We start from the raw sequence: 14,979 nt of genomic DNA on the forward strand, positions 1-14,979 counted from the left end.
CGCCCGGCCTTCCCAGGCCCGGGCGCGCCGCTCGCGTGCGTGGTCGTCGAGGCCACGGGGCTGCCGTCAGCCGGTGATGACCTCGTTCTTCGCGAGACTCCCGGTCCGGTACGGAGGGTGAACGGGAAGCAAACGCGGAAGCGGAGTGGCGGCGGGCGCGTCTACTCAGGAAGGTCGCGCTTCTCCAACGGGTGTACCGCCGGGCCCTGGAGGATCCGGCCGTCCGGGGCGAAGCGGGAGCCGTGGCAGGGGCACTCCCAGGCCTGCTCGCCGTTGTTGAAGGACACGATGCAGCCGAGATGGGTGCAGCGCGCCGAGACCGCCCGGAGCGTGCCGTTCTCGTCCCGGTGGACGGCGTACTGTCGTCCGCCCAGGCGCAGCACGGCGCCGTGGCCCGGCGGGATGTCGGCCGGCGCGGGCGCCGTCACGGCCGGCAGCCGGTCGCCGACGAAGTGCCGGGCCACCTGCGCCTGGTGCTTCAGGAACGTGGCCCCCTCACGGACCACCGACGCCAGGCGGCGGGGATCGTAGAGCCCGCTCCAGGCGACCTCGCGGCCGTTGACCAGGTCGCCGAGCAGCCGGCCCGCCATGATGCCGCCGCTCATGCCCCAGCCGCCGAAGCCGGTGGCCACATAGGTGTGCCGGCTGCCGGGGTGGAGCGGTCCGACCAGAGGTACGGAGTCGGTGGAGTCGTTGTCCTGGGTCGCCCAGCGGTGGGTGAAGGTGAGACCGGCGAAGCAGTCGTCGGCCCAGGCGGACAGCCGGGCGAACCTCTCCTCGACGTCGGCGGCGCCGGGGGTGAAGTGCTCCCCGGTGACGATCAGCAGGCGTTTGCCGTCGCGGTACGGGGCGGTGCGCACGGAGCGGGTGGCCCGTTCCGGCGTGATGTACATGTCGCGCGGGGCGCGGTCCTCGTCGATGGTCGCGGCGACGACGAGTTCACGGCGCGGGCTGAGCCGGGTGAACAGCAGGGCCCGGTCGAAGACGGGGTAGTGCGTGGCGATCACGACCTCGCGGGCGCGGACCGACACACCGGCGTCGGTCCGCAGGACGCAGGGCTCGCCCTCGGTGAGGCCGACGACCCGTGTCCCCTCGTACACCGTGCCGCCGCGCCGGCGCAGCTCGTCGGTGAGCGCCAGCAGGTACTTACGGGGATGGAACTGGGCCTGCCCGCTCACCCGGACCGCGCCGGCGACCGCGAAGGGCAGCCCGGTCTCGGTCACGAACTCGGCCGGGAGCCCGGCCTCACGTGCGGCTTCGGCCTCCGCCCGCAGCCGGCCGACGTGCCGGGGATCCTCGGCGTAGGTGAAGGCCGCCGCCTCCTCCCACGCGCAGTCGACGCCGAGTTCGTCGACGATCTCGGCGGCGTGCCGGATCGCCTCGGTCTGCGAGCGCGCGTACAGGGCGGCGCCCTCGGGGCCGCGGGTGCGCCGCAGACGGTCGTAGATCAGGGTGTGCTGGGCGGTCAGTTTGGCCGTCGTGTGACCGGTGACCCCGGCGGCGACCCGGTCCGCCTCCAGCACCGCCACCTCGCGTCCCTGCCGGACCAGCTCCCAGGCCGTGCTGAGGCCGGCGATGCCGGCGCCGATCACGGCGACGTCGACGTCGAGGTCACCGGACGGCGGGGGAGCGGGGGTGCCGGGCGGCGCGGTCTCCAGCCAGTAGGAGCCCTGGGTTCCTGTCTCGGCGTTCATGGCGGCCGAGTGCCCCGCCGTCGCGCATGGTACGCAGTGGTACGCCCTCATTTGTTGGTCTTGATTCCCGGGCGCTCGGGTACCCGGCGTCCTGCGAACGGAACGACCATCAGCGAGGAGGAACGATGAGCAGGGTGAAGGAAGCGGTCGACGTCGAGGTCCCCGTCCACACGGCCTACAACCAGTGGACGCAGTTCGAGGAGTTCCCGAACTTCATGGAGGGCGTCGAGGAGGTGCGGCAGCTCGACGAGCGGCACAACCACTGGACCACCAAGATCGGTGGGGTGCGGCGCGAGTTCGACACCGAGATCGTCGACCAGCTGCCGGACGACCGGATCACCTGGCGGGTCGTCGACGGCGAGTCCCGGCAGCGGGGATCGGTCCGGTTCGAACGCCTGGACGACACCCGCACCCGGGTGGAGCTCACGATGGACGTCGAGCCCACCGGCATGGCCGAGAAGGGCGCGGACATGCTCGGCATGATCGACCGCCGGGTCAAGGGTGACCTGCACCGCTTCAAGGACTACGTCGAGCAGCGCGGCGGCGAGACGGGCGCCTGGCGGGGACGCATCCGGCCCGGGGACCCCGGTTCGACCCTCTGATCGGCCCGCGCGTGAGGGAAGTCGCCGTCGACAGGTGCGTCTCGTTCCTGGTGTGGCACTCGCTGTGCCATGGAGTGGACGCGTAGGGCGGCATGGGCCGTGCGGCGCTGGGCCGGGTCCGCCGTGGCCGCGGTGCGGCGGGCGGGGGCGGGCCCGGGCCGCGAGCGGGACCTGGCGGTGCAGGCGGGCAAGGCGGCGCTGGCCGCCTGGCTGGCCTGGGCGGTCGTGGGCTGGTGGCTCGAGGCCCCGATGGCGTTCGTGGCGCCGTGGGTCGCGGTCGTGCTGGTCGAGTCGACCGTGTACCGGTCCGTCGCGCACGGGCTCCAACAGCTCGCGGCGATCGCGGTGGGCACGGCGGTGGCGACCGCGGGGGCACTGCTGCTGGGCAGCACGATGGCCGCCATGGCGCTGGTCCTTCCGGCGGTGCTGCTGCTGGGGCAGTGGCGGCGTCTGGGAAGTCAGGGCGTCTACGCCGCCAGCGGTGCGCTCTTCGTGCTGACCGGTGGCCAGGTGAGCGTCGCCTCCTCGGCCGCCCGCATCGCGGAGGCCGTTTTCGGCGCGGTGGTCGGCGTGGCGGTCAACGTACTGATCCGGCCGCCGGTGTATCTGCGTGACGCCCGCTCCGCGCTGGAGGACGCGGCCCGTGAGGCGCAGGAGATCCTGGACGCGGTGGCCGACGGTCTGGCCGACGGCGAGTGGGACGCGCAGGCGGCCGGGAGCCGGCACGAGCGGGCCCTGCGGCTGAGCCGGCTGGTCGACCAGGCACGGTCGGCGATCGGCTGGAGCCGGGAGAGCATGCGCGGCAATCCGCGAGGCCGCCGTACACAGCCCCTTTCCTCGCGCGGCAAGGCGTACGACGACGCGCTGGTCGTGCTCGACCACGTCGCCGTCCACACCGTGGGGGTGACCCGCACCGTGTGGGAGATCACGCAGAGCGGGGAGGCGGCCCGGCCGCCCGCGGGGATCACCCACGCCTACGCGGACTTCCTGCGCCACACGGCGCGCGCCGTCCGGCTGTACGGCCGGACCCGGTTCGCCGCGAGCGGCCCCGACGACCGTGGGGCGGAGCAGCTGCGCGAGGCGGTCGGGGAACTCCGCCGCGCCCTCGACGAGTTCCGCCGGCAGTTGCCGGGAGCCGTGCCCGACGACCCGGACGCGCTGGTGACGTACGGAACGCTGCTGGCCCAGGCGCACCGGCTGGCCGATCAGCTCGTCCGGGACTGACACCCCGGCCACGCCGTCTGCGAAGGCGGACGGGCTCCAGGACGTCGGCGGCGGTGGTGTCCACGTCGGTCATGGGCTCCGCCGCGATCACGATCCAGCTCGGCCGCGGGTCCGCGCCGGCCAGCCGTCCGACCTCGTCGCGGAAGGTCTTGGCGTTGGCGAAGATGAGCGGGGCGTCGAACCGGTAGATCACCAGGCCCGGCAGCCGTCCGGCCGCCGGGTAGGAGCGGACGTCGTGGTATCCCTCCAGTCCCCGCACCCGCCCCAGCACGGTGTTGTACGGCCACCAGGCGCGCCGGAAGACGTTGAGGACGGACAGCGCCACGGCGACGGCGATCCCCGCCGGCACGCCGAGCAGGGCCACGCCGACGAAGGCCGCGAGGCACAGCGCGAACTCCGTCCGGCGCTGCCGCCACAGCCGTACCGCCCCCGGGATGTCGGCCAGGGACAGGGACGCGGTGATGACCACGGCGGCGAGGGCCGGCTGGGGAAGGTTGCGGAACAGGCCCGGGACCAGCACGAGCATGAGGACGATGAGCGCCGCGCCGACGACTCCGGTGAGCTGGCTCCTGGCCCCCGCGCGCTCCGCCACCGCCGTACGGGAGCCGCTCGCGCTGACCGGGAAGCCCTGGAAGAGACCGGCCGCCAGATTCGCGACGCCGACCCCGGTCATCTCCTGGTTGCCGCGGACCTCCTGTCCCGAACGGGCCGCGAACGCCGAGGCGTTGGAGATGGTGTCGGCCAGGGACACCAGGGCGATGCCCAGCGCGCCGCCGAACAGCGGGGCGAGGTCGGCGAGGCGCACGTCGGGGACCGTGAACGGCGGGAAGCCCGCGGGCAGCTCCCCGACCAGGTCGACACCGTGCTCGCCGAGATCGAGGACGGTGGTCGCGGCGATCGCCAGGACCACCATCACGAGCACCGCGGGGACCTTCGGCAGAAAGCGGTGGAGGACCAGGACCAGGACGATCCCGCAGCCGCCGACCGCGGCGGCGGCCGGCACCGCCGCCCCGTCGGCGAGTCTGCGCACGAGGCCGACGCACTCGCCGATCAGGTTGTCCGCCTCGACCTTGAAGCCGAGCAGTTTGGGCAGCTGACCGATCAGAATGGTCAGGGCCAGGCCGTTCATGTAGCCGATCATCGTCGGTTTGGAGATCAGATCGGCGATGAAACCGAGCTTCGCCACCGAGGCGAGGATCATGATGGCCGCCACCATGAGCGCGAGCACCGACGCCAGCGCGACCGCCCGGCCGGGATCCCCGTCCGCCGCCACCAGGGGCAGCACGGTGGCGGCGATCATCGGCCCCAGCGAGGAGTCCGGGCCCAGCACAAGGACCCGGGAGGGCCCGCACACCGCGTAGCCGAGCAGACAGAGGATCGACGTGTACAGGCCGGTGATGGCCGGCAGACCCGCCAACTCGGCGTACGCCATGCCCTGCGGCACCAGCAGCGTCGTCAGGACGACCCCCGCGACCAGGTCCTTGACCAGCCACCCGCGCCGGTAGGACACCACCGCCCGGACCCCGGGAACGCCCTTCGCCCGGGAACGAAGAGCATGGCTCCCGCGCTGGTCCGTCACATTTCGTCCTTCCGTCGGACCTGTCAGGCCGAGTACACCGCGTGCGCCCGGATCCGGTTTCACCCACCGGGGGTGAGGCGACGGCCACCGCGCTGTCGAAAGCTTGGCGTGGACGGCTCCTGTGAACCAATACCACCCACGAGAACACGGGCGGGGGCGAGGCAAGTGGTCGAAACGGCGCGGCCCGCGCAGCCGACGGGACACGGACGGGTGCTCGCCGCCCTCGCCCTCGCCCAGTTCATCTGCAGCTTCGCCGGCTCCAACATGAACGTGATGATCAACGACATCAGCGAGGACCTGGACACCACCGTCCAGGGCGTCCAGGTGGCGATCACGGTCTTCCTGCTGGTGATGGCGGCGCTGATGATCCCCGGCGGCAAGCTGACCGACCGCTACGGCCGCAAGCGCTGCTTCCTGACCGGTCTCGTCGTCTACGCGATCGGCGCCCTGCTGAGCGCGGCCGCGCCGGGACTCGGCGTTCTGATCCTCGGCAACTCGATCCTCGAAGGCGTCGGCACCGCGCTGCTCATCCCACCCGTCTACATCCTCACGACCCTCCTCTACCCGGACGTCACCTCCCGCGCCCGCGCGTTCGGGGTCGTCATGGCGCTGGGCGGTGTCGGGGCCGCCGCGGGGCCGCTGATCGGCGGACTCATCACCACCGCCATCAGCTGGCGCGCGGCCTTCGTGTTCCAGGCCCTGGTGATCGGCGTGATCGTCGTGCTCAGCCGTCGCATCGACGACCCGCTGCCCCCGGATCCGACCCGCACCTTCGACACCGCCGGCGCGGTCCTCTCCGCCGTCGGTCTCGTCCTCGTCGTCATGGGCATCCTGGCCGCCGACAACAACGTCTGGCTCATGATCGTGCTGCTGGTCCTCGGCGCCCTCGTGCTCTGGTGGTTCTTCCGCTCCGCGCGCGCCAAGGAGGCGTCCGGCCGGGAGCCGCTGCTGTCGCTGCGCCTGTTCGACAACCGCACCTCCAACCTCGGACTCGTCACCCAGAACGTCCAGTGGCTGCTGCTCATGGGCACGTCGTTCACGGTGGCGGCCTATCTGCAAGTGGTGCGCGAGTACGACGCCGTCCAGACCGGAGTGATCTTCACGGCGGCCACCCTGGGGCTGCTCGTCACGTCCCTGTCCGCCGAGCGGCTGGCCGGCCGGCACAGCCAGCGGACGCTCATCATGACCGGCTTCGCCGTCTCCACGGCCGGCGTGGTCGTCCTGATCGTCCTGGCCGGGAGCTTCTCCACCGCGTGGGCCTTCGTCCCCGGTCTCCTCCTCACCGGACTCGGACTGGGCGTCATGCTGACCCCGTCCGTCAACGTCGTGCAGTCGAGCTTCCCCGAGGAGCAGCAGGGCGAGATCTCGGGCCTGTCCCGCAGCGTGTCGAACCTGGGCTCGTCCTTCGGCACGGCCATCGCGGGCACCATCCTCGTCGCCGGCCTCAGCAAGGGCGCCTACGCCGCCGCGATGATCGTCCTGGCGGTCTTCGGCCTCGGCGGCCTGGTCGCGGCGGCGCTCCTCCCCAAGGAGACGGGGCCGGGCTAGGCGTCCGGCAAGTGCGGCCGCGAGGTGTTCCCACGCCGCGTGCACCTGCTCCCCGACCATCCCGAACTGTGTGATGACCGCGACGCAGCGCCCGTCCCCGCCGTCCAGCTCGATCGCCGAGGTCGGGCCGCGCGCCGCCGTGGAGCGGACGAGGTGGCAGGCCCGGACGCCCGAGACGTCGATCTCCACCGAGGTCTCCGCGATCGTCGCGAAGATCCGCGCCCGCCGAGGGTCCGGTCGGTGACGTGGACGGGGCCGCCGCACACCCGCACGGCCGCCGGGGCGAACTCCGCGACGCCGATCGGCAGCCCGACGGAACAGACGTGGTCGAGCACCGCGGGCACGACGCCGACCTCGATCGCCCGGTGCTCGCCGCGGTACCGGCCGAACGCCTCGCGCCGGGCGACCCGCCGTCCGCGAGGACCGCGTCGAGCTGCGAGAGCTGGTCGCCGTGCCTCCATCGCATGGGTGTGGCCTGCACCTATGTGGCCCGCATCTGTGTGGCCCGCGCCTGTATGACCTGCACCCTGTATGACCTGCACCTGTGTGGCCTGCGCCTGCGTGGTCTGCACCTGTGTGGCCTGCGCCTGCGTGGTCTGCGCCGGGCCCTTCGCCACGACCGCCGCTCCGCTGATCGAGGCGGCCCTGCGCGCCGGAATCCCGTACGTCGACGTGGCGGCCGAGATCGAGGCCAACCTCGACACGTTCGCGCACTTCGCGGACCGCGTCCGCGCCGCGGGAGCGGTGATCGTCCCCGCGATGGCCTTCTACGGCGGCCTCGGCGACCTGCTGGCCACCGCCGCGATGGGCGACTGGACGGCGGCCGACGAGGCGGAGATCGCGTACGGACTGAGCGGCTGGCACCCGACCCCCGGGACACGCACCGCCGGTACGGTCTCCCGGGAGCGGCGCGGCGGCCGGCGCGTGCGCTTCACGGGCGGGCGACTGGAGTACCACGACGACCCGGCGACGCTCCTGAAGTGGGCGTTTCCCGAGCCGCTGGGCACCAGGGAGGTCGTCGGGGAGTTCACGATGGCCGACGTGGTCACCATCCCCAGCCACCTCTCCGTCCCCGCCGTACGCACCCATATGACGACCGAGGCGGCCTCGGACCTCGCGGCCTCGCACACCCCGGCGCCGACCGCGGCCGACGGAAACGGGGACGGGGACGGGCGGTCCGACCAGACCTTCGTCGTCGACGCCGTCGTATGCTCCGGCGGCACCGAACGGCGGCACCGAACGGCGGCACCGAACGGCGGCACCGAACGGCGGCACCGAACGGCGGGCCGTGGCGAGCGGCCGGGACATCTACGCCGTCAGCGCGCCGCTCGCGGTGGAGGCGGTCCACCGCATCCTCACCGGCCGGACCCGCACGGTCGGTGTCGCCTCCGCGGGCGAGATCTTCGACGCGCCCGACTTCCTCCGCGCTCTGGCCCCGCACATCTCCTTCGAGCCGCTCCAGGAGCGGACGGGGTCCTGACCCCGGGGCCGCCGGCCGCCTCCGCCGGATCAGGATCCGAGGCGGCGGCGGTCCTCCTCGTCCCAGGTGCGGGTGTCGCGCGGCTGGACGTACGGCTCCTCGTCGGCCGGGTGGCCCCCGGCGACGGCGCGCTGGCGGACCATCTCCGCGTCGAACTCCAGGCCGAGCAGGATGGCCAGGTTGGTGATCCACAGCCACACCAGGAAGATGATCACGCCGGCGAGAGTGCCGTAGGTCTTGTTGTACGAGCCGAAGTTGGCCACATAGAGCGCGAACCCGGCGGACGCGACCATCCAGATCAGCAGCGCCAGGAAACTGCCCGGCGTGACCCAGCGGAAGCCGCGCACGCGCGCGTTCGGGGTGGCCCAGTACAGGACCGCGATCATCACCGTGACCAGGACCACCAGCACCGGCCACTTCGCGATCGACCACACGGTCAGCGCCGTGTCACCGACCCCGAGGGTGGTGCCGATCTGCCGGGCCAGACTGCCGGTGAACACCACGATCAGCGCGCTGATCACCGCCATGACCATCAGCACCACGGTCACGCCGACCCGCACCGGCAGCACCTTCCACACCGGACGGCCCTCGGGGATGTCGTAGACCGCGTTGGCGCTGCGGATGAACGCGGCGACATAGCCGGACGCCGACCACACCGCGAGCACCAGACCCACGATCGCCATGACCGAGCCGACCCCGCCCTTGCCCTGCATCTGCTGCACCGCGTTGCGCAGGATGTCCTGGGCCGCGCCCGGCGCGAGCTTCTGGATGTTATCCAGGACCGCCTGGGTGGCCGACTGCCCGACGATCCCCAGCAGCGACACCAACGCCAGCAGCGCCGGGAACAATGCCAGGATCGAGTAGTAGGTCAGGGCCGCTGCCCGGTCGGCCAGCTCGTCCTTCTTGAACTCCTTCAGGGTGCCTTTCAGCACCGCTCCCCAGGAGCGTTTGGGCAGGTCCGTGGGCTTGTCAGGGGCCTGCTGCTCCACCTGCTCGTCCGGACCGGCGGCGGCCGGGTCCTGCCCGGTCTCGCCCTCGCGGTCGGCCGTGCGCTCGCCGTGCCGCCTGTGCGGCTTCAGTGTCCGTACCATTCCGCACGTGTATCCGCCTGGGCACCACTCATGCGTATATATGACACATATAGGACTTTTCTTCTGCGAGAAGCCGGTGGGAACCACGCCCCACGCGCCCGCCCCCTACGACCTGCCGCACCGCCTCGACCTCCGGCGACGAGCCGGCCGCCGGCCGCTACGCCTGCACCCTGCCGATGTGGGCCCACCCGGACCTCAAGGTCAAGTTCGCGTTCCGGCTGCACCTCGACCAGGTCGTCCCGAACGCGACGGGCCGCGTCGCCACCCGCCCCGACTACGGCACGCCCTTCCCCGTCGACCCGAGGACCAGCAACAACTCGACCGAGCCGGTACTGAACGCCGGGCCGGGATTGTCCCTCCCCCTCGGCCCGGCACCCCGCGCGTCCATGACCCTCAGTCGCCCGCGTACCGGCCGAATCCGCCGTTGCCGGCGGCAACTGGTTGTCCACTGCGCTGCGACCCGAAACGGCCGGCGCGGCACTGCGCCGGCTCGTGCCTTTCAGCGTCTCGGAACGCACCGCGCTCCCGCCGACGTACATGACCTCGTCATGAGGGCCTTCTGGACAGCAAAGAACCCCCGGTCGATGACCTAGGGGTTCATGTTGGAGCGGGTGACGAGAATCGAACTCGCACTCTCAGCTTGGGAAGCTGATGTTCTACCACTAAACTACACCCGCGTAAGACGCCGGTCTGGACCGGGGTCGGAACGCTCCGTAACTCTACCTCATGCCGGGCCCCGGGCGATGAAGCCGTGGGGCCTGGGCGCGTTTCAGGGCGGGGATCCGGCTGCGAGCGGCCGGAGTTGGGGCGTACGGTGGGGCGGTGGAAGTGGGGTCGGGCGGGGTCGGAGTGCCGCCTGGAGCGTCGTCCCGTTCGTCCCGTAATGTGGCTTTCGTGGTCCGGTGATCAGCAGCCGGACAGGGCTCTTGGGGAAGGGACTCTAGGACTTGATGGAGCGCACCGTCGTCCGTTGTGCCGATGGGCACGTGTTCAGTACCGCTTCGTTCCCGATGCAGCAGGCGGAGCGGCTCGGTCCCGGACGACTCGTCCGGTGTCCTCGGTGTACCCGGTTGCGGAGTGCCGTACCGGTGACTCTCGAGAAGCGGTAGCGGCAAGGAGGGGCCGGAGGCGCTGGAGGCGCCGCCGGCCTGGCGCGCGGAGTCGTCCGATGGTGGTCGCTCCGCGCGCTTTGCGTATCCTCGGGACGTGCTTCTCTCAGACAAGGACATCCGGGCCGAGATCGACGCCGGGCGAGTGCGGATCGATCCCTACGACGAATCCATGGTGCAGCCGTCGAGCATCGACGTGCGGCTCGACCGGATGTTCCGGGTGTTCGAGAACCACCGGTACCCGCATATCGACCCCTCCGTCGAGCAGGCCGACCTGACCCGGCTCGTGGAGCCCGAGGGTGACGAGCCGTTCATCCTCCACCCGGGGGAGTTCGTGCTCGCGAGTACCTACGAGGTCATCTCGCTGCCCGACGATCTCGCCTCGCGGCTGGAGGGCAAGAGTTCCCTCGGGCGGCTGGGGCTGGTCACCCACTCCACCGCCGGGTTCATCGACCCCGGGTTCTCCGGACATGTGACGCTCGAGCTGTCCAACCTCGCCACCCTGCCGATCAAGCTCTGGCCCGGCATGAAGATCGGCCAGCTGTGCATGTTCCGGCTCAGCTCGCCGGCCGAGTCCCCGTACGGCAGCGAGCGGTACGGGTCCAGGTACCAGGGCCAGCGCGGGCCGACGGCGTCCCGGTCTTTCCTCAACTTCCATCGGACCCAGGTGTGAGTGGCGGTGGCGTGAGCGGCACGGACGTGTCGCGGGAGAACCTGACGTACGAACAGTTCGGCACCGCCGTCCGTGAGCTCGCGCAGACCATCGCCGACGACGGCTATGTACCCGACGTCGTGCTGAGCATCGCCCGCGGCGGTGTGTTCGTCGCCGGCGGGCTCGCATACGCCCTCGACTGCAAGAACATCCACCTGGTGAACGTGGAGTTCTACACCGGGGTGGGGACCACGCTCGAGATGCCCGTCATGCTCGCGCCCGTCCCCGACGTCATCGACTTCTCGGACAAGAAGGTCCTGATCACCGACGACGTCGCCGACACGGGCAAGACGCTCAAGCTCGTCCGCGACTTCTGCCTGGACGCCGTCGCCGAGGTGCGCAGCGCCGTCATCTACGAGAAGCCGCAGTCGCTCGTGAAGTGCGAGTACGTGTGGAAGCGGACCGACGACTGGGTCAACTTCCCGTGGAGCGTTCTGCCGGTGGTGCGTATGGCGGGGGAGGCCGTCACGCCCTCCGGGGAAGCCCTCTAGCCTCCCTCTGGCCCTCAGCGGGCTCCCTGTGACATGAGGGGAGGCGGGCCGGCCGTGTCTGTCGTCGGCCGGCCCGATCCGGCTCATGTCTCTGTACTTGTCCCCGAGTTCCCCGAGTTTCTCCGCGTTTCTGCGGGTTTTCTCCGCGTTACTTCGCGCGAAGCACCTTCACGCCGTCCCGCTCGAAGTCGTAGACGTAGTCGTTGAGGCGGAGGCCGTCGACCGCGCCGATCCACATGAAGTCGCGTCCCTTGCCCACGGAGACCGTCAAGACGGTCGGCTTGGCGTTGGCGGTCCTGAACGCGGACCTCAGCGCGGTGAAGGTGCACGGGGTGGCAAAGGCGCAGCCTGTCACGGTGGCCGCGTTGCCGGTGAGGGCCCAGCCGCCGGTCGTCGTGGCGTCGAGGAACGGGCTCCAGCTGTTCACGTTCGGGGAAGCGGGCGGCAGCCACACCAGCGTGGAGTAGTCGGAGAGGGTGTTCAGGTTCGGGTCGATCTCGAACTTGATGTTCGGCATGTTCGTCGGGCCCCCGAAGGCGGTGACGTTCTCGCCCGTCTGGAACACGTGGAAACCGACTCGCCGCAAGCCCAGGAGCGACTTCCCGTAGAAGTCCACTTCATTGCCGAAGTCGACCTTCTCGCTGGGAGGGCTCAGCGTGGTGGAGTTGTTCGCCACCTCGATGCCAAGGCTCCCCTGGCCGTACGGCGGCCTCGCGGAGGTGCCTGTCACGCCGAACGAGCCGAACGGCCCGTTGCGGAGTTCGGCGACCGGAGAGCCGATCGTGTTACGGGCGATCACGCCCCAGTGGTCCGAGCGGGCTCGGCCGTCGTCCGTCTGGGCGGCTGCCGATCCCGGAAGGATCAGGGCGATGACGGCGACCAGCAGGGCGGCCACGAGCGCCGTTCCCCGCCTCACGCCAAAGCGAGCTTTCACGCGCACTCCTTGTTGGAGGTTGTAGGGAACAGTCACAATATATTACGCTCTGTAGTTGCGATGGTGCGACATGCAGTATTTTGCATGCTTTGTCCCGACCGGTGATCGTGAGATGTTGCTTTCGGTGACGGCACGCCAAGGGCCCTCGGCGATCCGCCGAGGGCCCTGTGGGTGTCTGTTCCCCAGGTTCTAGAACGTGCCCAGCTTCACGATCGACAGCAGTGCGATCAGCTGGATCGAGGACGCGCCCAGCGCCTTCGGCCACGGCAGGTCGTGCGAGCGGCTGACCATCAGGGTCAGCAGGGCGCCGGCCGCCACCCATGTCGCCCAGCCCAGCAGCTGTACGAACGACGCGTCGCCGCCGAAGAACATCGCGACGACCAGACGCGGGGCGTCCGTGAGGGACATGATCAGCATGGAGAGGCCGACCGTGGGCTGCCATGCGCCGTCGCCGCCCAGTTGGCGGGCCAGGGTGTGGGTGACCACGCCCAGGATGAAGGAGCTCAGCACCATCGCGACGGCCGTCGTCAGGACGATCGGGATCGCGTTGGACAGCGTCGCGTTTATCGCGTCCGCGCGCGTGTCGTCGAAGCCGAAGACGGCGAGCAGGCCGTAGAGGAACGTGACGACGAGGGCGGGGCCCCACATCGTGTAGTCCCGCATCTGGAAGAAGGTCTGCTTGGGGGCGAGGACGATGCCCTTCAGCAGCTCCTTCCAGTGCAGACGCGGACCGACCGGACCCGCCGGGGCCGAGCCTGCGTGATACGTACCACCCTGGTTGTACTGGTCGTACTGGTTGTGGTCGTCGATCGAGAAGGCCTGGGTGTGCCCCGGGTTGTTCGCGGCGTACGGGTCGTGAGGGACACCCCCCGGGCCGCCGGGACCGCCCGGGGCGCCGTACGGGGCGTCGCCGCCGAAGTACTCCGGCTCGTCGCCGTTCTGGCCGCCGTGCCCGCCGCCGTTCGCCTGCGGCCACTGGCCGCCGCCCGCGCCGCCGTACTGCGGACGCTGCTGCGGGTACGGCTGCTGGGCCGACGGGTAGCCGTACGACGGCCCCGAGGGTCCCGACGGTCCCGAGGACCGCGAGGGTCCCTGGGGCGCCTGCTGCCCGTACGGAGGTTGTTGCGGTCGCGTTTGCGGGGCACGGTTGTCCCGGCCGCCGCGTCCGATCCTGAATCCAGCCACGTCATCGAACGTACCTGGTCCCGGAGGGTGACGTGCCGGACCCTGCCGTCCGGGGACGGCTTTGCTGCCGACCTGTGACATCCCCTAAGGGGAGCAACGGGGCGGGAATCAGTGGTTCTTCAGGGAAGCGTCGTAGGGGGACGGAGAGGTCGTGGGGGAGTGCGGGTGGAACGGCGACGCCCCCGTGTCCACGGTGGGACACGGGGGCGTCGGTACAGCTGCGGCGGTACGGCCGTTCGGGCTACTTCACCGGCTGCGGTTCCGGTGCGTTCTCGGTCTGCGTCCCGCCGGCCGGGGGCTCGTCGTCGACCGGGGTCTTGACCGATTCCAGCAGCAGCTGGGAGACGTCGACGACCTGGATGGACTCCTTGGCCTTGCCGTCGTTCTTCTTGCCGTTGACGGAGTCGGTGAGCATGACGAGGCAGAAGGGGCAGGCGGTGGAGATGATGTCGGGGTTGAGGGAGAGGGCTTCGTCGACGCGCTCGTTGTTGATGCGCTTGCCGATCCGCTCCTCCATCCACATCCGCGCGCCGCCGGCGCCGCAGCAGAAGCCGCGTTCCTTGTGCCGGTGCATCTCCTCGTTCCGCAGGCCCGGGACATTGGCGATGATCTCGCGCGGGGGCGTGTAGATCTTGTTGTGGCGACCCAGGTAGCAGGGGTCGTGGTAGGTGATGAGGCCCTCGACCGGGGTCACCGGGATCAGCTTGCCCTCGTCGATGAGGTGCTGGAGCAGCTGGGTGTGGTGGATGACCTCGTAGTCGCCGCCGAGCTGCGGGTACTCGTTGCCGAGGGTGTTCAGGCAGTGCGGGCAGGTCGCGACGATCTTCTTCGCCGACTTCGGCTTGCGCGACTCCTGCGTCACCTTGCCGTCGTCGTCCAGCTCCTCGCCGAAGGCGGTGTTCAGCGCCATGACGTTCTCCATGCCGAGCTCCTGGAAGAGGGGCTCGTTGCCGAGGCGGCGGGCGGAGTCGCCGGTGCACTTCTCGTCGCCGCCCATGATCGCGAACTTGACGCCCGCGATGTGGAGGAGTTCGGCGAAGGCCTTGGTGGTCTTCTTGGCGCGGTCTTCGAGGGAGCCGGCACAGCCGACCCAGTACAGGTACTCGACGTCGGTGAGGTCCTCGATGTCGCGGCCGACGACCGGGATCTCGAAGTCGACCTCCTTGAGCCACTCGAGGCGCTGCTTCTTCGCCAGCCCCCAGGGGTTGCCCTTCTTCTCCAGGTTCTTGAGCATCGTGCCCGCCTCGGACGGGAACGCGGACTCGATCATCACCTGGTAGCGGCGCATGTCGACGATGTGGTCGACGTGCTCGATGTCGACGGGGCACTG

11 protein-coding genes, 1 tRNA gene and 2 pseudogenes are annotated in these 14,979 nt (G+C 70.6%); 7 read left to right on the forward strand and 7 right to left on the reverse strand.

The genetic code is table 11. The annotated features are described in order from the left end of the window. Positions 1–161: 161 nt before the first annotated feature. Entirely contained in the window at positions 162–1,694 is a 1,533-nt protein-coding gene (locus tag ACFWBD_RS40365) for an FAD-dependent oxidoreductase (RefSeq protein ID WP_385678847.1), read from the reverse strand. Positions 1,695–1,819: 125 nt separating this feature from the next. Here ACFWBD_RS40365 and ACFWBD_RS40370 point away from each other — a divergent pair, with 125 nt between their 5' ends. Beyond that, positions 1,820–2,296 (forward strand): SRPBCC family protein, encoded by a 477-nt coding sequence (locus ACFWBD_RS40370; protein WP_385678850.1) that lies wholly within the window; start codon positions 1,820–1,822, stop codon positions 2,294–2,296. Between the two features lie 69 nt (positions 2,297–2,365). Beyond that, positions 2,366–2,872 (forward strand): annotated as a pseudogene (locus ACFWBD_RS40375) (aromatic acid exporter family protein); the annotation flags it as partial. A gap of 388 nt (positions 2,873–3,260) precedes the next feature. On the opposite strand, the gene ACFWBD_RS40380 reads toward ACFWBD_RS40375, so the two are convergent. Beyond that, a complete protein-coding gene (locus ACFWBD_RS40380; protein ID WP_385678853.1) occupies positions 3,261–5,099 on the reverse strand; it encodes a SulP family inorganic anion transporter in 1,839 nt (612 codons plus the stop codon). Between the two features lie 165 nt (positions 5,100–5,264). Here ACFWBD_RS40380 and ACFWBD_RS40385 point away from each other — a divergent pair, with 165 nt between their 5' ends. From ACFWBD_RS40385 to ACFWBD_RS40395, 3 genes and pseudogenes are all read left to right on the forward strand, one after another. Next, a complete protein-coding gene (locus ACFWBD_RS40385) occupies positions 5,265–6,647 on the forward strand; it encodes an MFS transporter (protein ID WP_385678856.1) in 1,383 nt (460 codons plus the stop codon). Between the two features lie 73 nt (positions 6,648–6,720). Further along, complete coding sequence (locus ACFWBD_RS40390) at positions 6,721–6,891, forward strand: hypothetical protein (protein WP_385678859.1); 171 nt, start codon at positions 6,721–6,723, stop codon at positions 6,889–6,891. A 335-nt stretch (positions 6,892–7,226) separates the two neighbouring features. Then, positions 7,227–8,127, forward strand: a pseudogene (locus tag ACFWBD_RS40395) (saccharopine dehydrogenase); the annotation flags it as partial. A gap of 29 nt (positions 8,128–8,156) precedes the next feature. Here the strand turns inward: ACFWBD_RS40395 and ACFWBD_RS40400 are convergent. After that, complete coding sequence (locus ACFWBD_RS40400; protein WP_385678862.1) at positions 8,157–9,218, reverse strand: YihY/virulence factor BrkB family protein; 1,062 nt, start codon at positions 9,216–9,218, stop codon at positions 8,157–8,159. 603 nt (positions 9,219–9,821) lie between these two features. After that, positions 9,822–9,895: transfer RNA gene (locus ACFWBD_RS40405), tRNA-Gly, on the reverse strand. A 529-nt stretch (positions 9,896–10,424) separates the two neighbouring features. Between ACFWBD_RS40405 and dcd the strand changes: the two genes are divergently transcribed. Both dcd and ACFWBD_RS40415 read left to right on the forward strand, forming a co-directional pair. After that, positions 10,425–11,000, forward strand: coding sequence for a dCTP deaminase (gene dcd, locus ACFWBD_RS40410; protein WP_385678864.1), 576 nt, complete (start codon positions 10,425–10,427; stop codon positions 10,998–11,000). A gap of 11 nt (positions 11,001–11,011) precedes the next feature. After that, positions 11,012–11,530 carry a phosphoribosyltransferase gene (locus ACFWBD_RS40415; protein ID WP_385678867.1) on the forward strand — a complete coding sequence of 173 codons (519 nt, stop codon included), beginning with the start codon at positions 11,012–11,014 and terminating at the stop codon, positions 11,528–11,530. Between the two features lie 148 nt (positions 11,531–11,678). Here the strand turns inward: ACFWBD_RS40415 and ACFWBD_RS40420 are convergent, their stop codons facing one another. The 3 genes from ACFWBD_RS40420 to ACFWBD_RS40430 form a co-directional block, all read right to left on the reverse strand. Further along, the gene (locus ACFWBD_RS40420; RefSeq protein WP_385678870.1) at positions 11,679–12,464 is read right to left on the reverse strand and encodes a hypothetical protein; all 786 of its coding nucleotides are present in this window, start codon (positions 12,462–12,464) and stop codon (positions 11,679–11,681) included. A gap of 189 nt (positions 12,465–12,653) precedes the next feature. Beyond that, on the reverse strand, positions 12,654–13,730 hold the full coding sequence (locus ACFWBD_RS40425) for a Yip1 family protein (protein WP_385678873.1): 1,077 nt from the start codon (positions 13,728–13,730) through the stop codon (positions 12,654–12,656). A gap of 160 nt (positions 13,731–13,890) precedes the next feature. Next, positions 13,891–14,979: (Fe-S)-binding protein (locus ACFWBD_RS40430; RefSeq protein ID WP_385678876.1), on the reverse strand; the 1,089-nt coding region annotated here is incomplete at its 5' end.

The sequence above is a fragment of the Streptomyces sp. NPDC060002 genome (assembly GCF_042737245.1).
Lineage (GTDB): Bacteria > Actinomycetota > Actinomycetes > Streptomycetales > Streptomycetaceae > Streptomyces.